Source organism: Mesorhizobium sp. (genome assembly GCF_024509055.1).
Lineage (GTDB): Bacteria > Pseudomonadota > Alphaproteobacteria > Rhizobiales > Rhizobiaceae > Mesorhizobium.
Map to the genome: position 1 here is coordinate 24,337 of NZ_JANINM010000050.1, position 21,429 is coordinate 45,765.

The 21,429-nt window shown below is 65.0% G+C and carries 25 protein-coding genes; 10 read left to right on the forward strand and 15 right to left on the reverse strand.

The features are described from left to right. Positions 1-55 precede the first annotated feature (55 nt). The 5 genes from Q0L57_RS03275 to Q0L57_RS03295 all read right to left on the reverse strand — a co-directional run bounded on the left by Q0L57_RS03275 (position 56) and on the right by Q0L57_RS03295 (position 4,977). On the reverse strand, positions 56-1,831 hold the full coding sequence (locus Q0L57_RS03275; protein ID WP_296737822.1) for a tetratricopeptide repeat protein: 1,776 nt from the start codon (positions 1,829-1,831) through the stop codon (positions 56-58). A gap of 192 nt (positions 1,832-2,023) precedes the next feature. Next, the gene (locus Q0L57_RS03280) at positions 2,024-2,440 is read right to left on the reverse strand and encodes a DUF1284 domain-containing protein (RefSeq protein WP_296737823.1); all 417 of its coding nucleotides are present in this window, start codon (positions 2,438-2,440) and stop codon (positions 2,024-2,026) included. Further along, positions 2,437-3,021 (reverse strand): biotin transporter BioY, encoded by a 585-nt coding sequence (locus Q0L57_RS03285; RefSeq protein ID WP_296737826.1) that lies wholly within the window; start codon positions 3,019-3,021, stop codon positions 2,437-2,439. Before Q0L57_RS03285 ends, Q0L57_RS03280 begins: the two co-directional genes overlap by 4 nt. Positions 3,022-3,202: 181 nt before the next feature. Further along, positions 3,203-3,868 carry a GntR family transcriptional regulator gene (locus tag Q0L57_RS03290; RefSeq protein WP_296737828.1) on the reverse strand — a complete coding sequence of 222 codons (666 nt, stop codon included), beginning with the start codon at positions 3,866-3,868 and terminating at the stop codon, positions 3,203-3,205. A 95-nt stretch (positions 3,869-3,963) separates the two neighbouring features. Further along, the gene (locus tag Q0L57_RS03295; protein ID WP_296737830.1) at positions 3,964-4,977 is read right to left on the reverse strand and encodes a polyprenyl synthetase family protein; all 1,014 of its coding nucleotides are present in this window, start codon (positions 4,975-4,977) and stop codon (positions 3,964-3,966) included. A gap of 162 nt (positions 4,978-5,139) precedes the next feature. Between Q0L57_RS03295 and Q0L57_RS03300 the strand changes: the two genes are divergently transcribed. The 7 genes from Q0L57_RS03300 to Q0L57_RS03330 all read left to right on the forward strand — a co-directional run bounded on the left by Q0L57_RS03300 (position 5,140) and on the right by Q0L57_RS03330 (position 9,431). Next, positions 5,140-5,364: a DUF2007 domain-containing protein gene (locus Q0L57_RS03300; protein ID WP_296737832.1), complete on the forward strand. Its 225-nt coding sequence runs from the start codon at positions 5,140-5,142 to the stop codon at positions 5,362-5,364. After that, positions 5,364-6,158, forward strand: coding sequence for a methyltransferase (locus Q0L57_RS03305; RefSeq protein ID WP_296737834.1), 795 nt, complete (start codon positions 5,364-5,366; stop codon positions 6,156-6,158). The genes Q0L57_RS03300 and Q0L57_RS03305 overlap by 1 nt, the downstream gene beginning before the upstream one ends. 111 nt (positions 6,159-6,269) lie before the next feature. After that, positions 6,270-7,127 carry a S49 family peptidase gene (locus Q0L57_RS03310; protein ID WP_296737835.1) on the forward strand — a complete coding sequence of 286 codons (858 nt, stop codon included), beginning with the start codon at positions 6,270-6,272 and terminating at the stop codon, positions 7,125-7,127. Between the two features lie 83 nt (positions 7,128-7,210). Continuing rightward, positions 7,211-7,396, forward strand: coding sequence for a membrane protein (locus Q0L57_RS03315; protein WP_042641435.1), 186 nt, complete (start codon positions 7,211-7,213; stop codon positions 7,394-7,396). 26 nt (positions 7,397-7,422) lie between these two features. Further along, a complete protein-coding gene (locus Q0L57_RS03320; RefSeq protein WP_296737948.1) occupies positions 7,423-8,304 on the forward strand; it encodes a 4-(cytidine 5'-diphospho)-2-C-methyl-D-erythritol kinase in 882 nt (293 codons plus the stop codon). A 1-nt stretch (position 8,305) separates the two neighbouring features. Then, positions 8,306-8,863 carry a molybdenum cofactor biosynthesis protein B gene (gene moaB / locus Q0L57_RS03325; protein WP_296737837.1) on the forward strand — a complete coding sequence of 186 codons (558 nt, stop codon included), beginning with the start codon at positions 8,306-8,308 and terminating at the stop codon, positions 8,861-8,863. A gap of 142 nt (positions 8,864-9,005) precedes the next feature. Then, the gene (locus Q0L57_RS03330) at positions 9,006-9,431 is read left to right on the forward strand and encodes a hypothetical protein (protein WP_296737839.1); all 426 of its coding nucleotides are present in this window, start codon (positions 9,006-9,008) and stop codon (positions 9,429-9,431) included. A gap of 11 nt (positions 9,432-9,442) precedes the next feature. Here Q0L57_RS03330 and Q0L57_RS03335 read toward each other — a convergent pair whose 3' ends face one another. Then, positions 9,443-10,417 carry a hypothetical protein gene (locus Q0L57_RS03335; RefSeq protein WP_296737841.1) on the reverse strand — a complete coding sequence of 325 codons (975 nt, stop codon included), beginning with the start codon at positions 10,415-10,417 and terminating at the stop codon, positions 9,443-9,445. A gap of 170 nt (positions 10,418-10,587) precedes the next feature. After that, positions 10,588-11,091, reverse strand: coding sequence for a glycosyltransferase (locus tag Q0L57_RS03340; RefSeq protein ID WP_296737843.1), 504 nt, complete (start codon positions 11,089-11,091; stop codon positions 10,588-10,590). Between the two features lie 149 nt (positions 11,092-11,240). Here Q0L57_RS03340 and Q0L57_RS03345 point away from each other — a divergent pair, with 149 nt between their 5' ends. Together Q0L57_RS03345 and Q0L57_RS03350 are read left to right on the forward strand one after the other, a co-directional pair. Then, positions 11,241-12,395 carry a PA0069 family radical SAM protein gene (locus Q0L57_RS03345; RefSeq protein WP_296737845.1) on the forward strand — a complete coding sequence of 385 codons (1,155 nt, stop codon included), beginning with the start codon at positions 11,241-11,243 and terminating at the stop codon, positions 12,393-12,395. Between the two features lie 156 nt (positions 12,396-12,551). Beyond that, a complete protein-coding gene (locus tag Q0L57_RS03350) occupies positions 12,552-13,247 on the forward strand; it encodes a ribonuclease HII (RefSeq protein WP_296737847.1) in 696 nt (231 codons plus the stop codon). Positions 13,248-13,374: 127 nt separating this feature from the next. On the opposite strand, the gene Q0L57_RS03355 is transcribed toward Q0L57_RS03350, so the two are convergent. The 7 genes from Q0L57_RS03355 to Q0L57_RS03385 all read right to left on the reverse strand — a co-directional run bounded on the left by Q0L57_RS03355 (position 13,375) and on the right by Q0L57_RS03385 (position 18,903). Beyond that, complete coding sequence (locus Q0L57_RS03355; protein ID WP_296737849.1) at positions 13,375-13,866, reverse strand: F0F1 ATP synthase subunit B; 492 nt, start codon at positions 13,864-13,866, stop codon at positions 13,375-13,377. Between the two features lie 11 nt (positions 13,867-13,877). Further along, positions 13,878-14,456: a F0F1 ATP synthase subunit B gene (locus tag Q0L57_RS03360; RefSeq protein ID WP_296737851.1), complete on the reverse strand. Its 579-nt coding sequence runs from the start codon at positions 14,454-14,456 to the stop codon at positions 13,878-13,880. A gap of 61 nt (positions 14,457-14,517) precedes the next feature. Continuing rightward, on the reverse strand, positions 14,518-14,742 hold the full coding sequence (locus Q0L57_RS03365) for a F0F1 ATP synthase subunit C (protein ID WP_027164582.1): 225 nt from the start codon (positions 14,740-14,742) through the stop codon (positions 14,518-14,520). A gap of 78 nt (positions 14,743-14,820) precedes the next feature. Next, a complete protein-coding gene (locus tag Q0L57_RS03370) occupies positions 14,821-15,582 on the reverse strand; it encodes a F0F1 ATP synthase subunit A (protein ID WP_296737907.1) in 762 nt (253 codons plus the stop codon). Between the two features lie 68 nt (positions 15,583-15,650). Continuing rightward, positions 15,651-16,043, reverse strand: coding sequence for an AtpZ/AtpI family protein (locus tag Q0L57_RS03375; protein ID WP_296737910.1), 393 nt, complete (start codon positions 16,041-16,043; stop codon positions 15,651-15,653). A 265-nt stretch (positions 16,044-16,308) separates the two neighbouring features. Beyond that, positions 16,309-17,490 (reverse strand): cell wall hydrolase, encoded by a 1,182-nt coding sequence (locus tag Q0L57_RS03380; RefSeq protein ID WP_296737912.1) that lies wholly within the window; start codon positions 17,488-17,490, stop codon positions 16,309-16,311. Positions 17,491-17,628: 138 nt separating this feature from the next. Continuing rightward, the gene (locus Q0L57_RS03385; protein ID WP_366940861.1) at positions 17,629-18,903 is read right to left on the reverse strand and encodes an MFS transporter; all 1,275 of its coding nucleotides are present in this window, start codon (positions 18,901-18,903) and stop codon (positions 17,629-17,631) included. Between the two features lie 116 nt (positions 18,904-19,019). On the opposite strand from Q0L57_RS03385, the gene Q0L57_RS03390 reads away from it, so the two are divergent. Continuing rightward, on the forward strand, positions 19,020-19,940 hold the full coding sequence (locus tag Q0L57_RS03390) for a LysR substrate-binding domain-containing protein (RefSeq protein ID WP_296737916.1): 921 nt from the start codon (positions 19,020-19,022) through the stop codon (positions 19,938-19,940). 55 nt (positions 19,941-19,995) lie between these two features. Here Q0L57_RS03390 and der read toward each other — a convergent pair whose 3' ends face one another. Beyond that, a complete protein-coding gene (der, locus tag Q0L57_RS03395) occupies positions 19,996-21,426 on the reverse strand; it encodes a ribosome biogenesis GTPase Der (protein WP_296737918.1) in 1,431 nt (476 codons plus the stop codon). Positions 21,427-21,429: the final 3 nt, after the last annotated feature.

Below are 21,429 nucleotides of genomic sequence, written 5' to 3' on the forward strand. Positions count from 1 at the left end.
AGCAGCGGGGCCCCGAAAGGCCCCGCCGGATCGCTTGAAAACAGCAGCGTGGCCGTCAGCCCTTCGGCGCCGGCGTCGGAGCCGGCTTTGCCTTCGGAGTTTCCTGCGCCGTGTTGGATTCGATCGGCGGCAGGCCCTTGAGCAGTTTCTGCTGCAGGGTGGCGAGCACGTCGGGATCGGGCTTCAGGTCGCGTGCCTGGGCCCACTGATAAGTGGCTTCCAGCTTGCGGCCGACGCGCCAGTAGGCATCGCCCAGATGGTCGTTGAGGACCGGATCTTCCGGCTTCAGCGAAACGGCGCGCTCCATCTCGCGTACGGCGTCGTCGAAGCGGCCCATGCGGAAATAGGCCCAACCCAGCGAATCGACGATGTAACCGTCGCTCGGCCGCAGATCCACGGCCTTCTGGATCATCGCCAGGCCTTCCTTGAGGTTGGTGTTCATGTCGACCCAGGAATAGCCGAGATAGTTCAGCACCTGCGGCTGGTCCGGCTGCAGTTCGAGCGCCTTGCGGAAATTCGGCTCCGCCTTCGGCCATTCCTTCAGCCGCTCATAGGCGATGCCGCGTTGGTAGAAGACATTCCAGTTGGCGGCGGTCGGCGTCTTCAGCACATCGACGGCCTTGTCGTAAAGATTGGCGGCCGAACGGAAATCCTCCTTGGAGGAATAGACGCCGCCGAGCGCCAGATAGGCGCGCATATCGTCCGGGTGTTTGTCGAGGAACGCCTTGAGATGGGCGATCGCCTCGTCGTTCTTGTCGAGATCGGCAAGGTTGAGGCCGAGTTGTAGGTCCGACAGCTCCTTCAACGGCGAGGAATCGGGAATGCGGCGGTAGAGCGCAATCGCCGTCTCGCCGTCCTTCAGCTGCTCCGCGACACCGGCAAGCTGCACGAGCGCCGCGTCGTTGTCCGGCTTCAGCGCCAGCGCGAATTGCAGATAGAGCCGCACGAAAGGCTCGCCGCCGCCGCGGTTGAGCGCGGTGGCAAGGTCGAGCAGGATTTCCGAGGCGCCTTCGGCGGGTTTGGCGACGAAAGGCGGTATCTTGTCGCCCTTGCTGATCCTATCGCGCAGCGTGGTGATTTCCAGCTTGCCCGGCGCGAATGCCTCGGCCTGGTCGAGAACCGAAATCGCCTTTGCCTTGTCACCCTTGCGAGCGAGGAAGGAGGCGTACGCCTGCGCGTTGCGCATCCAGGTCTCCGGCGCGGAGCCGCCGGCGGCGGTATCGGCCAGGGTCGCGGCGTAGATTTCGTCAGCCTTGTCGGAGAGGCCGGAAGCATCGGCGATCAGCGCGCGGTGGAACGATTTGAACAGGCCGAACCAGTCGGGCCCCTTGAGCTTGTCGATCGAGGCCATCGCCTCCGAAGCATCGCCAGCGCCCTGCTTGGCCCAGCCGTCCATGACGCCGGACAGTAGCCGGTCGAGATCGGATTCCTGCGAGAGCTTCAGCCAGTACTGGGCCTTGGCGAAATCCTTCTTGTGGAAAGAATCGACCGCCAGCGCCAGGCGCGAGAAACGCTCGACATCCGGCGTTTGCTTGAGCTTGTCGGCGTAGACCAGCGACTCCTCGAAACGGCCTTGCGCGACAAGGGCCAGCATCAGGCTCTGCTGCAGATCCTTGTCGTCGGGAGCGAAGGCCAGCGCCTGCTTGTAGTAGGTAATGGCGTCGTCGAGATCGTTGTCCGCCTCGGCGATGTGGGCGGCGAGATAGGCGCCCGAAAAGGTCGTGATCTGGAGCGGCTGGGCATTTTCCTTGGCCTGGGCCGGCAGCACCGAAAGTGCCACACCGGTCAAAAATGCCAGCCTCATCAGCCAGCGGGAACGTCCTTGCCGCATCTTATCCCTTTCAGCCAGACACGGTCATGCCCCTCGGCGGACCGCCCATAGACTCGAAGTTTTCCGGGTAAAGCATGGCCTTTTTGCGGTCAGCCTACAATCCGGTGCGAATCACAATCCGATCATCCCGCTTAACAAACGATAGCGGACAAGGGAAATATGCCGCGCCCGTCGCGCTCTTTCTGGACCGCCTTAGAGGCGCGCGCCGCGAAACCTGCCCGCCGCCACTGTGCCGCACAGGTCGAACCACTCGCATCCGGGACAGGCCGCGCGCGTCTTCCCGGAGGAAAACGCCTTACGCATTTGCGCCAACGTCGAAGCGTCCAACGCGACCCTCGCGCCGACCAGGATCGGGTGGCCGAGAAGATCGCCGACGTCGCGCGCGGCGAGTCTATCGCGCTCGCTGGCGCTTTCTCCCAAGCAATGCGGATCGAGGTCGTCGAGCAGCGGGGCGCAGATATCGTCCGGACCCGAGACGATCAGGACCCCCTCACCCGCAGCCAGGCGCTCCACCACCTTGTCATAGTTGGCGGTGAAGGCCGGAGTGTAGCCTCTGCCGACATAGGTCAGCAGGCAAAACAGATGATGGGCGCGAAGCCTGACAGTCATCCGATTATCGTGCGACCCGAAAACAGCTTCAGCGTCGCGGCGCCCAGCGCCGACTTGAGCAAACCGCCGACTATGAACGGCAGGAAGCCGAAGGCGATGGCCTTTTCGGCGCCGATCATGACGGCGAGCCAGGCAGTGCCCAGCACCAGGCAGAGCAGGTTGCCGATGAGCATGGCCGCGAAGGCAAGGATCACCCGATCGCCATTCCAGCCGCGCGCGACAAGCCAGCCGACGACGGCGCCCACGACCGGAAACGAGAAGAGATAGCCGCCGGTCGGGCCGACGAAATGCTGAATGCCGGCGGCGCCGCCTGCCAACACCGGAAAGCCCACAGCGCCCTCGACCAGCCAGGCCGCAATGGTGAGCGCGCCGAACCGCCAGCCATAGAGAGCCCCGACCAGCGTCACGGCGAAGGTCTGCATGGTCACCGGCACCGGGATCATCGGCACCTCGATGTAGGAAGACAGCGCCAGGAAGACCGACCCGAGGACGACCGCGCCTGCCTTCCAGGCAAGCGAGCGGCTCTGGAGCCCAAACGGATCGAAGGAAGGCTTGCGGGTCGAAACGGTGGCGTTGGTCATAAGGGTTTCCCTAAATTATAGATAATTTCTCTATTCGATCTATTATCGAATCCATATTTTCGCGGGAATAGCAAGCGCTGAGCTAAAACGGGCAACGGACTTCGTCATTCTAGGGCGGAGCAAGGAGCGCAGCGACGCGCGCAGATCCTGGAATGACGACCACGTGGAGGTCGAACCAAGATCACCCGACGATGGCGAAGGCGTCGCGAGTCTTGCCGGAAGCCGTCCGGACCGGCTTCTGGCCGATCCATTGCACATGGCGGCCGAGCGTGGCGGCGGCCGATTCGGTGTTGCCCTGGCGCAGCGCGCTCAATATCGCCCTGTGATCCTGGTCGGTCCGGGTTTCCCATTCCGATCGCCAGGCCGCGAACAGGAAGCGGGCGCTGGCCGCATGCAGGTCGTCGATGGTGGAGAGCAGGCGCGGCATGCGGCAAGGCATGAGGATCAGCCGGTGGAACGCGCGGTTGGCCTCTTCCCACGAGCGGACGTCGCGCGACTTGTCGCCGGCCTTGGTCGCCTCCTCCGCCTGATCGAGGATGGCCGCCGTCAGGTGCGGCGCGGCATGGCGCAGCGCCAGAACCTCGAGCGCGGCCCGCATCTCGGCCACTTCCCGGACCTCGCCAAGGTCGAACGCCGCGACACGCACGCCGCGGCGCGGCTCGCTGATCGCCAGTCCCTGCGCCTCAAGACGGCGAAATGCCTCGCGCACCGGGACGTGGCTGGTGTTGAACTCCTCGGCGACATGGTCCTGGCGCAGCCGGGATCCGGGCTCGATGGCGCCTGAAATGATACGGTCCGCCAGCTCCTTGCTGATGCGGACGGCAATGGTGTCCTCAGTGTTGCCCATATTTTATAGATAATTTGAGCCGCAGCCGTTTGTCGAGACGGCTGGAACGGGATTCACACCCGATCGGATCGGACAGGGCCGGATCCCCGAATGGCTCAATTCACGCGGCTGATGCAGAAATCGATGACGTCGATGAGCGCGGATTTCTGTCGGGTGGCTTCAAGCGGCGCCAGCGCGTCGCGGGCAATCTCGCCGAAATGGCGGGCGCGGCCGATCGTGTCGGCGATGGCGCCATGGCGGATCATCAGGCCGATGGCCTTTTCGAGCCCGGCATCGTCGGTGACGTTGTCCTCGATGGCGCGTTTCCAGAAGGTGCGCTCGGCCTTGGTGCCACGCCGGTAGGCGAGGATCACGGGCAGCGTCACCTTGCCCTCGCGGAAATCGTCGCCGACATTCTTGCCGAGGTCCTTGCTGGTGCCGCCATAGTCCAGCGCGTCGTCGATGAGCTGGAAGGCAAGACCGAGATTCATGCCATAGGAGCGCAATGCCGCGCGATCGGTGCGCGAGGCCTGCGCAATCACGGGACCGACCTCGGCGGCAGCAGAGAACAGCGCCGCGGTCTTGGCCTTGATAACGGCGAAATGCTCGTCCTCGGTGGTTTCGAGGTTCTTGGCGGCGGCAAGCTGCATCACCTCGCCCTCGGCGATGATGGAGGCCGCCGCCGACAGGATGTCGAGAGCCTCCAGCGAGCCGACCTCGACCATCATGCGAAAAGCCTGGCCGAGCAGGAAATCGCCGACCAGCACGCTCGCCTGGTTGCCCCAGATCATGCGCGCCGTCTTCTTGCCCCGGCGCAGCGCGCTCTCGTCGACGACGTCGTCGTGGAGCAGCGTCGCGGTGTGCATGAACTCGACGGCCGTGGCGAGCTTGACATGGCCCTCGCCCGCATAGCCGAACATCTGCGCGGCGGCGAGCGTGAGCATCGGGCGCAGGCGCTTGCCTCCGGACGAGATCAGGTGGTTGGCGATCTCGGGGATCATCTCGACATCCGAGCCGGCCTTCGAGAGGATCAACTCGTTCACGCGCCCCATATCGGCAGCGGTCAGATCGATGAGATCCTTGATGGAAGCGGATTCCCGCTTGCCCTCGATGTTCAGAACGACACCCACCACGATCACTCCCGTCTATTCCATGCGCACGACGGCACCCTAGTCCCGGCCGGACTCTATGGCGGCATCCACGGATACGGCAAGAGGCGAATTGGCGCGGCTGGCCTGGCGCGAGCTTGCCTGCACGTTTACATCAACGCGGCAACCTGCGATTTTCATTCCATGATCGAGCTTGTGCGCACCAACGACCCCGTCGTCATCTCCTTCGTCGAATCGCTGATGCGAGACGCCGGCATCGTCTTTTTCGTGGCCGACCAGAACATGAGCGTGCTCGAAGGGTCGATCGGCCTTTTGCAGAAGCGCGTGATGGTCGAGGCCGACAGGGCCGATGCAGCGCGCCGCATCCTGAAGGATGCCGGCATCGAGAACGAGATCCGCCGGAAGTAATGTTAGCACCGACCGCCCTCGCCCCTGACACGCCGGCTCATACGGTCGATGCCTTCCATCGCGGGCGCTTCTGGCTGGTCCAGCCGAGGCATGGCCATCGCGCCGGCATGGACGCCATGATGCTGGCGGCGGCGGTGCCCTCCGGCTTTGCCGGACGGTTCGCCGACTTCGGCGCGGGCGCAGGCGCCGCAGCGCTTGCCGTGCTGTCGCGTTGTCCGGATGCGCGCGCGGTTCTGGTCGAACGCTCTTCCGAAATGGCAGACTTCGCCGCCGCCACGATCGCCCATCCGGGAAATGCGCATCTCGCCGCCCGCGCCTCGGTGCTGACGGCCGACGTCACGCTGTCCGGGCGGGCGCGCGGCGAGGCCGGGCTAGCCGATAACGGCTTCGACTTCGTCATCATGAACCCGCCCTTCAACGCGGCGGAGGACCGCGCCACGCCGGATATTCTGCGCAAGCAGGCCCATGTCACCGAGGACGGGCTCTTCGAACACTGGATCAGAAGTGCGGCCGCCGTCGTCAGGCCGCGCGGCGGACTTGCCGTGATTGCCCGCCCCGAACAGCTCGTCGCCATTCTCGATGCCATCGAGGGCCGGTTCGGCGACACGGAAATGCTTTGCGTCCACCCGCGCCCCGACGCGGCGGCGATCCGGATCGTCGTCAGGGCGGTGCTGGGCGCGCGCGGCAAGCTCTCGATCCGGCCTCCGCTCACCTTGCATGGTCCGACGGGCAACGAGCCGACGGACCGGACCGAGATGATCAGCAACGGGCTGGCATCGCTGTTTGGCGATTGACCGCAGCACCGGCCGGCGGCTCGGCATTGCCGTTGGCCGGTGAATTCCTACATGCCGGGAGCAAGACGACGTGTCATCTTGTTGTCGCAGACCGACCGGAGACAATCTTTCGTGAAACGCCTCTTCAACCGCCTGCTGCCGAAATCCTGGCGCTCGAGCGTCGTCACCATTCCGGTCATCCGGCTGCACGGCACCATCATGGCCGGCGGCGGCCAGTTCCGGCCGAGCCTGTCGCTTGCCTCCACCGCCGGCCTCATCGAAAAGGCGTTCCTGTTCGACGCGCCCGCCGTTGCCATCTCGATCAACTCGCCGGGCGGCTCGCCCGTGCAATCGCGGCTGATCTTCAAGCGCATCCGCGATCTCGCCGCCGAAAAGAACAAGAAGGTCCTGGTCTTCGTCGAGGACGTCGCGGCCTCAGGCGGCTACATGATCGCGGTCGCCGGCGACGAGATCTTCGCCGACCCCTCCTCGATCGTCGGCTCGATCGGCGTGGTTTCGGCCTCGTTCGGCTTTCCGGAGCTGATGAAGAAAATCGGCGTCGAACGCCGCGTCCATACCGCCGGCCAGAACAAGGCCGTGCTCGACCCGTTCAAGCCGGAGAAGAAGGAAGATGTCGAGCGGCTGAAGGCTTTGCAGCTCGAAGTGCACGAGACCTTCATCGATCTCGTCAAGGAGCGGCGCGGCGCGCGGCTGAAGGACGACCCCGACCTGTTCACGGGTCTGTTCTGGACCGCCAAGAAAGGCCTGGAGCTCGGCCTGGTCGACGCGCTTGGCGACATGCGCGGCGTGCTGAAGACGCGCTTCGGCGCCAAGACCCAGCTCAGGCTGATCACCGCGCCGCGCGGGTTTTTCGGCCGCTTCGGCCTGTTCGGCTCGCGCCTTTCAGCGCCCGATATCGCCGCGGCCGCCGCCAGCGGCGTCATCGATGCGGCGGAAGAGCGCGCATTGTGGGCTCGGTTCGGGCTTTGAAAAAGCGCTGAAAGCGTCTACCATGACAGCCTGACCGACCCGTACGGCCGGCCTTGCCGCGCAAAAGCGGGAGGAGTTTCGAGATGCCGCAGATCATTTTCTTCGCAGTCGTCGGCGCCGCCGCCTATTTCGGATATCGCGCTTTCGTGCGCGAGGCAGAACGCGTGACCGCCAAGATCCGGCGCACCGAGAAACAGACGGCTAACGGCACGATGGGAACGCTGGTCAAGGATCCCAAGACCGGCGAATACCGTCTGGCCAAGGACTGAACACCATTTCGCCAACAGCCGACATTCTGGAGCCCGAGGCTGCCGCCCGGACGTGGCTCGCGCCTGCCAAGATCAACCTGGCGCTGCATGTCACCGGCCGGCGCGACGACGGTTATCACCTGCTGGACAGCCTTGCCGTGTTCACCCGCTTCGGCGACCGGCTTGAGATCGAGCCCGCCGAACGCGACGAGTTCCACATCGCCGGCCGCTATGCAGCCGGGTTGCCTACCGATGGCGACAATCTGGTGGTGAAGGCGCGTGACGCCTTGCGCAGGCAAGCCGGCGCGAGGCAGACGCCGCCCGTCGCCATCCGGCTGGAGAAGAACCTGCCGATCGCCTCGGGCGTAGGCGGCGGCTCGAGCGACGCGGCGGCGGCGCTCAATGGTCTTGCGCGTCTCTGGAACCTCGATGTCGATCAAGCCGGGCTGGCGCGGATCGGCCTTTCGCTCGGCGCCGACTTGCCGATGTGCCTTAAGGCGAAGCCGCTGATTGCGCGCGGCATCGGCGATGAATTGTCACCGCTGGCCGATTTCCCGGCGCTGGCGCTGGTGCTGGTCAATCCGGGTGTCACGGTTTCCACGCCGGACGTGTTCAAGGCGCTTACCAGGCGCGACAGCGAGGCGCTGCCGGCGCTGCCGAAGCGGCTCGACTTCCACGGCGTCCGCAACTGGCTGGAGACGACACGCAACGATCTCGATGAAGCCAGCCGTTCGATCCAGCCCGCCGTCGGCGAGGCGATCAAGGCGCTGAACAAGGCGGGCGCCGGTTTCGCCCGCATGTCGGGCTCCGGCGCCACCTGTTTCGGCCTGTTCGAGACCGGCAACGTCGCCAAGCGCGCGGCGATCGAGATTCGTGGCCGCCATCCGGACTGGTTCGTCGCCGCGACACGCAGCATGGAGGCAGGTTGAGATGGCGAGGATCGACGAAAGCCGCTCCTTCATCCCGGTGCGCGTCGCGGTGTTGACCGTTTCCGACACGCGCAGCCTCGCCGAAGACAAATCGGGCCAGACGCTGGCTGACCGCATCGTCGAGGCGGGTCACATATTGGCCGCACGCGACATCGTCACCGACGACAAGGACAAGATCCGCGAAAAAGTGCTCGGCTGGTCAAGGGATGAAGCCGTCGATGTCGTCATCACCACGGGCGGCACCGGTTTTACCGGTCGCGACGTGACGCCGGAGGCGCTGGAGCCGATCTTCGAAAAGCGCATGGACGGTTTTTCCGAAGTGTTCCACCGCATTTCCTACGACAAGATCGGCACCTCGACGATCCAGAGCCGGGCTACCGGCGGCGTCGTCAATGCCACCTTCGTCTTTGTGCTGCCCGGCTCGCCCGGCGCCTGCAAGGATGCCTGGGACGGCATCATCAAGGCACAACTCGATTACCGGCACATGCCGTGCAACTTCGTCGAGATCATGCCGCGCCTGGACGAGCATTTGCGGCGCGGCGGGGCAGCGGGCGCATAAACCGAGGCGAAGCCGCGAAACAGCATCGCATTCGCAAGTCAGAGCGACCCGCTCGCCTTCGAAGCGCCATTCCGAAGCTGGCGGCGGCAAACTATCCTGCGTGCGCATGGCGGATCCGCCCTCTCGCGACAAAGGACATGCGATGACCGTCCACAGCGGCGGATGCCATTGCGGCAATATCCGCCTGAGCTTCTCTACCGCTCTCGATCCTGCCGAGATCGAAATCCGAGCCTGCCAGTGCTCGTTCTGCACCCGGCATGGCTCGCGGGCCGCCGCCGATCCGAACGGGAGGCTGGTCGTCTCGGTCGAAGACAGGGAGCGTGTGCAGACCTACCGCTTCGGTCTTCGCACCGCGGGCTACCTGATATGCCGGGAATGCGGCGTCTACGTCGCCGCGATCGCCGGAGATGGCGCCGAGGCCAGGGCGATCGTCATCGTCAACGCGCTCCACGATCGCGAGCGGTTCTCCCACGAGCCGATCGTCGTGAGCTATGACGCCGAAAGCCGCGAGCAGCGTCTGGCCAGGCGACGGAGCGCCTGGATGCCGGTCGAAGTCCGTGGTGCCTGAACGCCCGAGCCTCAGCGGATGACCGGTTCGCCGTGGAAGCGACGGCGCGACGGCTTCGAAACGCCGAAGCCGACCTCCATCATCAGGCGCGGCGTGTGCGCCGGCACGGTGCCCATGTGGAAGCCGAACGGATCCTCGACGAAGCCGAGGCCCGCCTCGCCGGTCAGCGTCACCGGGCTCTGCGGGCCGTAGACGCCAAGCACCTCCTCGGCCGAATGGCCGACCAGCAGCGTCAACTGATGCTTGAGCGCGCGGCGCCTGTGGCTGCCCCGGACATAGACATGCGGTCCGGTGCCGGCATCGACCGGGACCAGGTAGAAGAAGAACTTCAGCATGCGCCAGTCGTCGAGGTCGAAATGGTATTTGCCGAGCGAGGCGAGGTTCTTATCGGCGTCGGAGGCCTTGCCGGTGGGGAAGCTCCACCAGACGCGCGTGGTGATCAGCTTGGCCTGGCCGCCGAGATAGTGTTGGGCGATGTCGAGAAGCAGCGGGTCCTTCTGGATGGCAAGGGCCGCGGGGCAATCGAGGATGCGTTCGAAGTAATGCCCGCTGAGCAGCGAGCGGCCGAAGCGCCTTTCGGCCTCGGCATGCTCCTGCGGCATGAATTCGAGGCGGCGATCGAAATTGCCGAAACACGGCGTGCGATTGGCGAATGCTGCGATCTCCTCATGGATCGCCCGCGGCAGCATGAGGCCGGAGAACAGGCCTTCCGAGCGGAGCGCCTGGACGGCCCTGCCCCGGTCGGCGCTGGCGAACATCGTTTCCTCCGCGTTCTCGAGCGGACGGGCGCGCCTAGCGCCCAGCCAGTGCATGCGGCGCCCCGGCATGGTGCGGGCCAGCATGAACATCGGCAGCCATGCCGGGTTCTCGCGCAGGTCCGTCATATAGGTTGGAATGCGCACGGCTATGCGCCTGAGCAGGCTCCCGTTGCGGGCAATGGCCTCCAGGCTGGCAGCGCCGGAATTATCTGGAGCAGCAAGATTCATTGGGTCCTCGTGCGTACAGCTCGCAACGAAGCGTCAGCCGCCTGACGCTCCGGCATCACCCAATCCCGATTGTCCCGCCTTAGGGAAAGCTAATCCAACGCCAGATTTTGTGCAACGCACAATGGAGCGATGCCGGGAAATTTACCGGGTCCTGGGAGCGGCGTGACGCTTCATTTCCGCGGCGCCACCCAGATTTCAGCGTCCAGCTTTCTGGTCGCCAAGCCACGCGCCAGGGCTTCGGCGCTGCTTGCGCCCTTGGCGAGCGCCGCGGCCTGTCGCTTGTTGACGACAAGGCCCTCGGCCAGCGCTCGGCTACTCGAAAAAACCCTGGACAGGAACGGAGCACGATTGCCACGCGCGGGGGAAAAACGCGCCGGCATGGTCTGTCTCGCCGTGTGGGCCACGACCTCGTCGGTCCATCCCTCTGCCAGCCGCGCGCCAGGCTCGAGAAACAGCAACCAATCGCCCTTGGCCTGGGCGATGCAGGCAGCGATGCCGCTGGTGACATAGTGGCAGCCGGCATGCTCGGCGACGCGATGCGTCTGGTCGGTGGAACCCGCGTCGCAGACGATGACGTCGCGCACGACGCCCTCGACCGCGCCGCCGACCAGCGAGGCGAGCGTGCGCGCAAGGCCTTCTTCGTCGTTCCTGGTTTCGATCAGAACGCTGAGCATCCTTAGCCGAATAGCGGAAAGCCCGGCACTACGCCAGTTGTGCATTGCGGTCGAGAAAGTTCTTGATTTGTTCTCATCGGCAAAATAGGAATAGTTTCATGAACAGAGCGATTCGACAGCCTGCCGACAGTCCCTGGGAGAGGGCGAAAATGGAACAGATCGTGCGCGCCGACATTGCAGCCTTCGGAGCAGGAAGGGCCGAGATGGCGAATGCGATGATGGAACAGAGCGGCATGCGCGTGCGGCCGGACCGCAATCGCGGCCGCTCGGCCGGCATCAACCCGTCCGGCCGGTTCGAGCCGGTCAGCCGGCATGTGTTCGACGACGGCTGGAACTCGCTCGAGGAGCTGCCGCCTTTCAAGACCGAGGTGCAGGTCGAGAAGCCTCGCACCATCATCACCCGCAACGAGTCGCCCGACATTTCCTTCGACCGCTCGATCAATCCCTATCGCGGTTGCGAACATGGCTGCGTCTACTGCTTCGCCAGGCCGACGCATGCCTTCATGGGCCTGTCGCCGGGGCTCGATTTCGAATCGAAGCTGTTCGCCAAGCCGGATGCGGCGAGGATGCTGGACAAGGAATTGTCAAAGCCCGGCTACCAGCCGCGCACCATCGCCATCGGCACCAACACCGATCCCTACCAGCCGATCGAGAAGCAGTACCGGATCATGCGCGAAATACTGGAGGTGCTGGAGGCGCGTGGGCATCCGGTCGGCATCGTCACCAAATCGGCGCTGGTGACGCGCGACATCGACATCCTGTCGCGCATGGCCGAACGCGGCCTTGCCAAGGTCGCGCTTTCAGTGACGACGATGGACCGCATGCTGGCGCGCACGATGGAGCCGCGCGCATCGACGCCAACAAAGCGTCTGGAGGCGATCAGGCAGCTTTCCGACGCCGGTATCCCGGCTTCGGTCATGGTAGCGCCGGTCATTCCCGGCCTCAACGATCCGGAGTTGGAGCGCATCCTGGATTCGGCGCGCGCCGCTGGCGCCCGGGAAGCCGGCTATGTCATCCTGCGGCTGCCGCTCGAGGTGGCGCCGATCTTCAAGGACTGGCTCCTGCGCCACTATCCGGACCGCTACCGGCACGTGATGTCGCTGATACGCTCGATGCGCGACGGCAAGGATTACGATTCCGAATGGGGCAAGCGCATGAAAGGCGCCGGCCCCTATGCCTGGCAGATCGGTCGCCGCTTCGAGATCGCCGCCAAGCGGCTCGGCCTCAACGCCGAGCGGCGGCAGTTGCGGACAGACCAGTTCGTTGCTGGCGCCAATGCGAACGAACAGCTGATGCTGCTTTGACCACCAGAGCTGGCGCGGCTCGTGGCCGCGCTCCAGCTGGCAGATCCCGTCCGGCCCCTGTCCCCCGGCCGTGAGACGGTGCCCTCCGGGTCCGACGCCCCATCCGACCCGGAGGGACTTGCGGAGAATCGGAGCCGATGCGAACCTCGCCGCACCATGGCTCGCGCGCGTTCCGATTCTCCGCTTCTCTTTGAAATGGTCGAGAAGCCCGATTTCTCGATCGAGACGAGGGCGATGGCCGAGGGCCTCTGGCCGGTGGCGGGCATGGACGAAGCCGGCCGCGGGCCGCTTGCCGGGCCGGTGGTGGCGGCGGCAGTGGTGCTCGATCCGGCCAACATTCCCGAAGGCCTCGACGATTCCAAGCGGCTTACCCATCTTCAGCGCGAGGCGCTGTTCCTGAAAATCCTCGGCTCGGCGCTCAGCGTCTCGATGGCCTCGATCAGCGCCGAAGGCATCGACAACAGCAACATCCTGAAGGCGAGCCTGGAGGCGATGCGCCGCGCCGCCGCCGGCCTGTCCATGCAGCCGAAGCTCGCCTTGGCCGACGGCCGCGATGTGCCGCCGGGCCTTGCCTGCGAGGGCCGCGCGCTGGTCAAGGGCGATCAGCGCTCGCAGTCGATCGCAGCCGCGTCGATCGTCGCCAAGGTGATGCGCGACCGCATGATGTGCGGATGTGGCGGCCATCACGAGAGCTACGGCTTCGAAGTGCATATGGGCTACGCGACCGCCAGGCACCGCACCGCGATCGAAACGCACGGCCCGGTGGCGCGATTGCATCGCGCCTCATTCGCGCCGTTCCGGCTGGGCGGAGCGGAGCCGGTTGAGGAAGAAAGCTTCGCTGGACTGGAGTAGGCGAAAGTGTCCTCGACGGCCGATCCCCGTTGTGGGGGAGATTGGCAGCGTCGCCGCCCCGCCTCTTCCACAAACAAAAAAGCCGCCGGGTTGCCCAGGCGGCTTTTGATTTCACCTCGAAGCCAGCTTAGTTCAGCTTCGCCTTCACGTCATCCAGGGCGGACTTGAACAGATCAGCGCCGGCCTTGGCATCGACCTTGGCGCCAAGCAGCGCGCGGGCGGCCTCGACGGCGATGTCGACGGCCGAGGCGCGCACTTCGCTGACGGCCTCGCGCTCGGCCTGGCTGATCTTCTGCTCGGCAAGCGCGGTGCGGCGCGCGACGTAGTCTTCGGTCTTCTTGGCTGCTTCGGCGGCAAGCTGCTCGGCCTCGCGCTTGGCCGCGGCGACGATGTCGGCGGCCTCCTTCTCGGCTTCCTTGCGCTTCTGCTGGTACTGGCCAAGCAGCTGCTGGGCCTCTTCGCGAAGCTTGCGGGCTTCCTCGAGCTCACTGCTGATCTTGGCCGCGCGGGCGTCGAGCGACTTGGCGAGCATGCCCGGCACCTTCAGATAGATGATGGCGCCGAGAAAGATGAGCATCGCAATGGTAGCCCAAAGCGTAGCGAGTGATGTGGCGTCCATGATCCCGCTCCTCACCGGCTCGCGGATTTGACCGCGGCCGCGATCTCGGACTTGTCGGCCTTGCCGCCGACAAGTGCTTCGACGATGGCCGACGTGGTGTCCTCGGCGATGGTGCCGACTTCCTTCATCGCCTTGGCCTTGATCGAGGCGATGCTCGCCTCGGCTGCGTCCAGCTTCTTCTCGAGCTCGGCCTCGAGCTTCTTGCGCGTGCTCTCGGCGTCCGCCTTGGCGGTGTCGTTCGCCTGCTGACCGATCTTGTTGGCGTTTGCCCTGGCTTCCGCCAGTTCCTGCTCATAGGCAGCAACAGCAGCATCCGCCTCACCCTTCAGCCTTGCGGCATGGTCGAGATCCTGGGTGATGCGGTCGTTGCGGACATCGATGATGCCGCCGAGACGCGGCATCACGACACGCTTCAAGAACAGGTAAAACAGCCCGAAGGTGATCACCAGCCACAGGATCTGCGACGGGAAGGTCGCGGCGTTGAACGGCGGGAACGTTTCATGCTCCGCGGGCACCGCGGTGCCCGCATGGGTATCGCCCTCGGCCGCGGCCGGCGCTGTTTCTTGCGCATAGGCAGATGTCACGAACATCTCATTCCCCTGTCCATGGAACGGGGCCGCACCATGCAGCCCCTTTCGTCAGCTCTGGCTCTTACTTGAAGACCAGGAGCAGAGCGATCAGGAGCGAGAAGATGCCCAGAGCTTCGGTCACGGCGAAGCCGAAGATCAGGCGGCCGAACTGGCCGTCGGCGGCCGACGGGTTGCGGAGCGCGCCCGAGAGGTAGCTGCCGAAGATGTTGCCGAGGCCGATGCCCGCGCCGCCCATGCCGATGCAGGCGATACCAGCGCCGATAGCAGCTGCTGCAGTTGCGTCCATTTCAAAACTCCTGTGGTTTGCTTGTTCGTTGCAGTTGGTACGTTGGGTATGCTGGCGCCGGGGCGCCGGTAAAATCGATCAGTGGCTCGGGTGCAGCGCGTCGTTCAGATACATGCAGGTCAGCACCGCGAAGACGTAGGCCTGCAGGAAGGCAACCAGCAGTTCGAGCGCCGAGAGCGCAACCGCCATCGCAAGCGGCAGCACCGAACCGGCGATGCCGACGGCGCCCAGCGCGCTGAGGCTGACGACGAAGCCCGAGAAAACCTTCAGCGTGATGTGGCCGGCCAGCATGTTGGCGAAAAGACGAACCGAGAGGCTGACGGGACGCGAGACGAAGGAAATGATTTCGATCGCCACCACCAGCGGCAGGAGATAGCCCGGCACGCCATGCGGCACGAACAGCTTGAGGAAGCCCAAGCCATGCTTGGCAAAGCCGTAGACGACCACGGTGCCGATGACCAGGATCGCCAGCGTGAAGGTGACGATGATGTGGCTGGTGACGGTGAAGAAATAGGGGAACAGGCCGATCAGGTTGGCGACCAGCACGAACATGAACAGCGAGAACACCAGCGGGAAGAACTGCATGCCCTGCTTGCCGGCGGCGTCGCGCAGCATGTTGCCGACGAATTCATAGGCCATTTCGGAGATGGACTGCAGACGACCCGGAATGAGCGCGCGGCTGGCGGTGCTCATATAGAGGAAGCCGGACGCCAATACGATCGTCACGACCATGAACAGCGAGGAGTTGGTGAAAGAGACGTCGTAGCCGCCGATATGCAGCGGGATGATCGGATGGATCTGGAACTGGTGGATCGGATCGACCTTGTCAGCAGCAGCCACTTTAAATCCCCGTCAAAGCCACCATCGGCTTTTTGAAGTTCTCTTTTAGCGCCTCGCGGCGCCTGATGTCATTCCTTCGGCGCGGGCGGCTTGCCGTTCTGTCCGAACTGCGCCACCTGCCCCGATGAGCGCAGGACGTTGAGAACGCCCGCGCCAAAACCCAACAACAGACCGACGATCAGCCCAAATGGCGCTGTTCCCGCCAGCCGGTCGATAACCCAGCCCAAGCCGACACCGACCACCACCCCGGCGATGAACTCGCTGGACAGTTTCAGCGCCTGACCGTAACCGGTCTCGGCTTTCGCTTCGTCTTTCCCCTCGAGCCGATCCGTGCGCCTCGTCGCAAGCGATGCTTCGAGGTCGCGCCGGCGGCGCTCAAGTTCGTCGTCGCGGATGGTGGCGTCTGGCTGCCTGCCGCGGCCGGTTTCTCCGGTTCCGTCTGGCCTGATTTTGTCGGCCATCGCAACCCCCCTGCCCGGGCAGACGATAGCCGTCCGTCCGCTTCTAAAGTTGCCGGCAACATAGTTAGAGGGTCCGCGCCCGTCAAGCCACGGACCGAACTTCAAGACGCTGTATTTTTCATAAATAAATCAATTACTTAGTAAGGTGCGACATCGTGCCCTTCACGCCCGCGTGAGGACTCGGCGCGAATCCGCCCGAGACTGCGTGCCCGCGAGCGCGCCGCAAGCGCCCCAAAAGAGTTACCTCGGCGACCGCTCAAGCGGCTCAACTCCACCCGCCGCCATAGGTGCGATAGAAGATGTGCAAGCCGATCCTGGTCATGCGCTGCATGGCGCGCGCCCAGCCGGGATGGACATAATTGGCGTAGTAGTGCGTGGAGGACCCGACCTCGGGAATGAATATCTTGCCGGCCGTCACCGCCATGGCGACCTCCTGCGCGGTCTTGTAGGAAGCCTGGTCGGTGATGACCTTCTTCCTGCCGTCGCAGGCGAAGGAGAACTGGCAGCGGTTGAACCAGTCGTCGTTCTGGTAGACGACGCCGCAGATCGTCTTCGGATAGGCCGGGTTGCGGACCCGATTGAGGATCACCTGCGCGACCGCGGCCTGGCCGCGCACCGGCTCGCTGCGCGCCTCGAAATAGATGCCCTTGGCAAGGCAGGCCTGCTCCGGCTTGGAGAAGACGCTCGCCGGCAGCGGGGTCTGCATCCACGCATGGTCGCCCTTGCCCATGGGCGGGATGAAGCGGCCATCGTTCGGATTGTCCTGCAGCAGCGCCTCGAAGGGCGATGCCTTGGCATAGTCGGGCGCCGACTGGGCGTAGGCGGTAGCCAGGATATCGGGCTTGTTGTTATTGAGAAGGGCGACGAGCGCGGGTGGCACCTCGGGGTCCGGCTTCTTGTCGAGGCGAAGATGGAAGGCCTGGGCGATCTGGACCTCCTTGCCCCTGATGCCAGGCTTGGCGAAGGTGAGCTTCAAGCCGCTATCCATGCTCGGGCGGATCAACGAGGATGTCCGCTCGAAGATCGAGCCGGCGCTGAAATTCTTCGGCGGCGCCACCGGCGAGACCTGAAGCAGGCGGCCCTTCTTGTCGGAGCGCACGACGCGGTCCTCGTCCGGCGTGGTCCCCGCGACATTGCCCTTGCCACGGAACGCAACGGTGCCGACGCCCGGCAGTTCGACGCCCGAGCCGGAGATCGAGCCGGTGGTGGCGGTATCGACGAACGGCATCTCGGCGGCGTGCACCGAGCCGGCGACGGACCTCTCCACATAGGCATTCCAGCGGTGGTTCGGTGATTCCAGCCCTGAAATGAGGCTCGCCATGTCCTGATAGGCGATAACGGACGGAAAGCCGATCCAGATGCCGAGCCCGAGAACCAAGGGAGGAAGGAAGGAACGTTTATTCGCAACGGCGGCGGCGACAAGCCGCTTTACAACGCGTCGATGCACGGAACTCTCCAGAAACGCTACTGACCCCGGAGAGCCAAAATGAAGCATTAACCTTGATGCGGGGTTAACGACATCGATCGTGTTCTTTCATGTTGGAGGCAATGCGGTTTTCAGGCCCGCATCAAGGCTGGCGAAAAATCAGGCCTGACGCAGGAAGATCGGCCAGGCAATCGCGGCGCAGATGGCGCCCGCAAGCCAGACGCCAGGCCAGGAAAAGAAAATCAGAAGCCAGGGGATGGCGATCGGGACCAGGCAGAAGCCGACAAAGACGAAGCTGTTGGCGAGGCTGAGCGCAGTGCCGACATGGCCGATGCCGGCGAGTGTCGCAAGCTCGGTGTAGGCGACACCGTGCCAGGCCGAGACAAGGATGCCGGCGACCACCACCATCACCGGGAGCAGGAACATCAGGGCCGGCTGCCCGGCGGCTGCGGTGACGAGCAGCCACAGCGCCAGGAAGGCGAGCGCGCTGAGCAGGCTGCAGAGCCTCAGGAATTGCCGGCGGTTGCCGTGGCGGTCGGTGAAGCGGCCGCTCCAGACACGCATCGCCATGGCCCCGGTCTGCACCGCGGCGAGGCTGGCGCTGGTCACGGCCGTCCCCATGCCGGCGAAATCGTGCAGGAAGACAGACGCGAAGGTAAGCACCGCCACCTGCGGGAAGCAAAGCAGGCCGATGGCGCTCGAGATGCGCCAGACCTCGATATTGCGAAGCGGGGCGCGACCAGCCGTGCCCTCCATCGACGCATCACTGCCTCCGTCTGTCGGCGGCTCGTGCAGCCAGCGCCAGGCAAAGAAGGCCGAGAGGGCGGACACTGCCGCCAGGAGGCCGAAGACCGCGCCAAAGCCCAATGCCAAGGCAAGCGACGGCAGTATGAGCGCGCCGAGGCCGCCGCCGAGCGGGACCGCCGTCTGCCTGATGCTCATGGCAAAGCCGCGCTCACCTTCACGAAACCAGGCCATGATGGCGCGGCCGCTGGAGCCGTTGACGCTGCCTCCCAGCAGGCCGGCGACGAGCAAGCTTGCAGACAGCAGCGCGACACCGGGAATGGCGGCCTTGGTTGGCACAACCAGGATCGCCATGATGAAAAGCCACGCCGCCGTCGCGCCGAGCCCGGTCAGAAGCACGCGGCGATCGCCCCAGCGATCGGTCAGCACACCCCAGGGCAGTTCGCTCAGCGCCACGCCAAGACCGAGCAGCCCCAGCGCCAGACCGAGTTGCGCATTGCCGAGATGATAACCCTGGCGCATGACCACCGCGGTCGCCGGGATGCCGGCGAACGTGGCCGAGAAACCGGCATTGGCGGCGACTCCCAGTCCCAGCACTTTCCAGCGGTGGTTGGACCCGAAGGTCCGGCCGGCCCCGGCAGTGGTCGGCGCGGACGGCTGGCAATCGGTGCAACTGACGATCGCTGACATCATTCCATCTCCATTGCGGCCGGCTGACTGGCTTGACGGCCAGGATGTAGCGCTCTAGTTTAATCCATAAAATCAGGAAGTATTTGATCGACAATCCTGAAAATCGAGACGATCCCATGCAGCGGATTACCTTCGACCTCGACGTGCTCCGGACCTTCGTCACCGGTACGGAACTGGGCAGCTTCGCCAAGGCGGCCGAGCGGCTTGGACGCTCGACCTCGGCCGTCAGCGCGCAGCTGAAGAAACTGGAGGAGCAGGCTGCGACACCGATCTTCCGCAAGGCCGGGCGCGGCCTGGCGCTGACCGAGGCCGGCGAGACCATGCTCGGCTATGCACGCCGGCTTATCGAGCTCAACGATGAGGCTGCCGCCGCTATACGCGATGTCGAGCTGGAAGGTTGGGTGCGGCTCGGGCTGCAGGAGGATTTCGGCGAGGCCGTGCTGCCCGACGTGCTCGGCCGCTTCGCGCGCGCCCATCCCAAGGTCCGGATCGAGGCGCGGATCGGTCGCAGCCAGGAACTCGCCGATCGCATCCTATCCGGCAATCTCGACATCGCGCTCGCCTGGCACAATGGCGCTACGCTTCCGTTCAGCCGGCACGTCGCCGACGTGCAGCTGCGCTGGATCGGCCCGGCAAAACCGATCGACGCCGGGCCGGGCAACGGCGAACCGTTGCCACTGGTGGCCTTCGAGGCGCCGTGCCTGCTGCGCACAGTGGCGACCGACACCCTGGACCGCGCCGGCCTTGCCTGGCGGCTGACCTTTTCCAGCCCGAGCCTCGCCGGCATCTGGGCGGCGGTCGCAGCGGGTCTCGGGCTGACGATCCGCACCGATATCGGCCTGCCGCCCAGTGTCAGGGTAATCGCGCCCGGCGCTCTCGGGCTGCCGGCACTGCCCAGGATGGCGCTTCAGCTCTATCAGAAGGACGCCGCGCTCGACCCGGTCGCGGCGCGACTGGCCGATATATTGGAGCAGGCGGCGATTGAGGCGCTGCCGGAGGGGACGGTGATGAAGGAGAGGCTGCGGGAAGTGGCTTAGTTTCCCGCCCGACGCACCGCGACTTCGCATCAGCGTCGGAGCTTATCCTCAGAAGTCACCGCTTCTTTGCGCGGCCTGCAAAAGGATTGTCGGAGGTGCGCAACGCCATGCGGATCGGCACGCCGGGCATGTCGAAAGCCTCGCGCAGGCTGTTCGTCAGATAGCGCACATAGGATTGCGGCATGGCGTCCGGGCGCGAACAGGAAACGACGAAGCCCGGCGGGCGGGTCTTGGCCTGGGTGACATATTTGATCTTCAGCCGGCGGCCGGCGACCGCGGGCGGCGGATGATGCGCCAGAATGCCTTCCAGCCAGCGGTTGAGCTTGCCGGTCGAGACACGGCTGTTCCACACCTTGTGCGTCTTGATGACGGATTCCATCAGCCGGTCGAGGCCGCGCCCGGTTTCAGCCGACACCGTCACCGCCTGGATGCCGCGCACCTGCGGCAGCAACCGCTCGGTCTTCTCGCGGAGTTCCGCGAGCAGTTCCTGCGGATTGTCGATCAGGTCCCATTTGTTGAAGGCGATCACCGGCGCCCTGCCCTCGCGGATGATGAGGTCGGCGATCTGCAGATCCTGCTTCTCGAACGGGATGGTGGCGTCGAGGACGATGATGACGATCTCGGCGAAGCGGATCGCGCGCAGGCCATCCTGCACCGAGAGCTTCTCCAGCTTTTCCTGCACCTTCGACTTGCGCCGCATGCCGGCGGTATCGAAGAGCTTTATCCGGCGGCCGCGCCAGTCCCAGTCGACCGAGATGGAATCGCGCGTGATGCCGGCCTCCGGACCGGTGAGCAGCCGCTCCTCACCGATCAGCGCGTTGATGAGCGTCGACTTGCCGGCGTTGGGACGGCCGACAACGGCGATGCGCAGCGGCTTGGTGTCGTCATAGGCGGGCTCGGCGTCGGGATCGGCGATGTCCTCGCCGATCAGCACCTCGCTGGCGGCGATCTCGCCGCTTTCGTCTTCCTCGTCCTCGCCGAAGGCGCGTTCTTCGCCCAGCGCCTCGACAACGGCATCGCGCAGGTCGGGCATGCCCTGGCCATGCTCGGCAGAGACGGGTATCGGCTCGCCGAGGCCGAGTTCCCAGGCCTCCAGCATGCCGCCCTGAGCGCCCCGCGCCTCGGCCTTGTTGGCGACCAGCACGACCGGCTTGCCGGACTTGCGCACCACTTCGGCGAAGGTCCGGTCGTCCGGCATCAGGCCGGACTTGGCGTCGACGGTGAAGAAGATCAGGTCCGCCTCACGGATGGCGATCTCGGTCTGCTGGCGCATACGGCCCGGCAGCGTCGAGGCCCCGGCATCCTCGAAGCCGGCAGTGTCGATAACGTCGAAATGGAGATCGTAGAGCTTGGCTGCGTGGACGCGACGGTCGCGCGTCACGCCCGGCGTGTCGTCGACAAGCGCCAGCTTCTTTCCGACCAGCCGATTGAAAAGAGTCGATTTGCCGACGTTAGGCCGGCCGATGATGGCTACTTTGAAGCCCATCGG

Excerpts from the sequence above, each read along its gene's own strand:
- Q0L57_RS03275 (WP_296737822.1), bottom strand. The coding sequence starts at position 1,831 with ATGCGGCAAGGACGTTCCCGCTGGCTGATGAGGCTGGCATTTTTGACC.
- Q0L57_RS03280 (WP_296737823.1), bottom strand. The coding sequence starts at position 2,440 with ATGACTGTCAGGCTTCGCGCCCATCATCTGTTTTGCCTGCTGACCTAT.
- Q0L57_RS03285 (WP_296737826.1), bottom strand. The coding sequence starts at position 3,021 with ATGACCAACGCCACCGTTTCGACCCGCAAGCCTTCCTTCGATCCGTTT.
- Q0L57_RS03290 (WP_296737828.1), bottom strand. The coding sequence starts at position 3,868 with ATGGGCAACACTGAGGACACCATTGCCGTCCGCATCAGCAAGGAGCTG.
- Q0L57_RS03300 (WP_296737832.1), top strand. The coding sequence starts at position 5,140 with ATGATCGAGCTTGTGCGCACCAACGACCCCGTCGTCATCTCCTTCGTC.
- Q0L57_RS03305 (WP_296737834.1), top strand. The coding sequence starts at position 5,364 with ATGTTAGCACCGACCGCCCTCGCCCCTGACACGCCGGCTCATACGGTC.
- Q0L57_RS03315 (WP_042641435.1), top strand. The coding sequence starts at position 7,211 with ATGCCGCAGATCATTTTCTTCGCAGTCGTCGGCGCCGCCGCCTATTTC.
- moaB (WP_296737837.1), top strand. The coding sequence starts at position 8,306 with ATGGCGAGGATCGACGAAAGCCGCTCCTTCATCCCGGTGCGCGTCGCG.
- Q0L57_RS03330 (WP_296737839.1), top strand. The coding sequence starts at position 9,006 with ATGACCGTCCACAGCGGCGGATGCCATTGCGGCAATATCCGCCTGAGC.
- Q0L57_RS03335 (WP_296737841.1), bottom strand. The coding sequence starts at position 10,417 with ATGAATCTTGCTGCTCCAGATAATTCCGGCGCTGCCAGCCTGGAGGCC.
- Q0L57_RS03340 (WP_296737843.1), bottom strand. The coding sequence starts at position 11,091 with ATGCTCAGCGTTCTGATCGAAACCAGGAACGACGAAGAAGGCCTTGCG.
- Q0L57_RS03345 (WP_296737845.1), top strand. The coding sequence starts at position 11,241 with ATGGAACAGATCGTGCGCGCCGACATTGCAGCCTTCGGAGCAGGAAGG.
- Q0L57_RS03350 (WP_296737847.1), top strand. The coding sequence starts at position 12,552 with ATGGCTCGCGCGCGTTCCGATTCTCCGCTTCTCTTTGAAATGGTCGAG.
- Q0L57_RS03355 (WP_296737849.1), bottom strand. The coding sequence starts at position 13,866 with ATGGACGCCACATCACTCGCTACGCTTTGGGCTACCATTGCGATGCTC.
- Q0L57_RS03360 (WP_296737851.1), bottom strand. The coding sequence starts at position 14,456 with ATGTTCGTGACATCTGCCTATGCGCAAGAAACAGCGCCGGCCGCGGCC.
- Q0L57_RS03365 (WP_027164582.1), bottom strand. The coding sequence starts at position 14,742 with ATGGACGCAACTGCAGCAGCTGCTATCGGCGCTGGTATCGCCTGCATC.
- Q0L57_RS03375 (WP_296737910.1), bottom strand. The coding sequence starts at position 16,043 with ATGGCCGACAAAATCAGGCCAGACGGAACCGGAGAAACCGGCCGCGGC.
- Q0L57_RS03385 (WP_366940861.1), bottom strand. The coding sequence starts at position 18,903 with ATGTCAGCGATCGTCAGTTGCACCGATTGCCAGCCGTCCGCGCCGACC.
- Q0L57_RS03390 (WP_296737916.1), top strand. The coding sequence starts at position 19,020 with ATGCAGCGGATTACCTTCGACCTCGACGTGCTCCGGACCTTCGTCACC.
- der (WP_296737918.1), bottom strand. The coding sequence starts at position 21,426 with ATGGGCTTCAAAGTAGCCATCATCGGCCGGCCTAACGTCGGCAAATCG.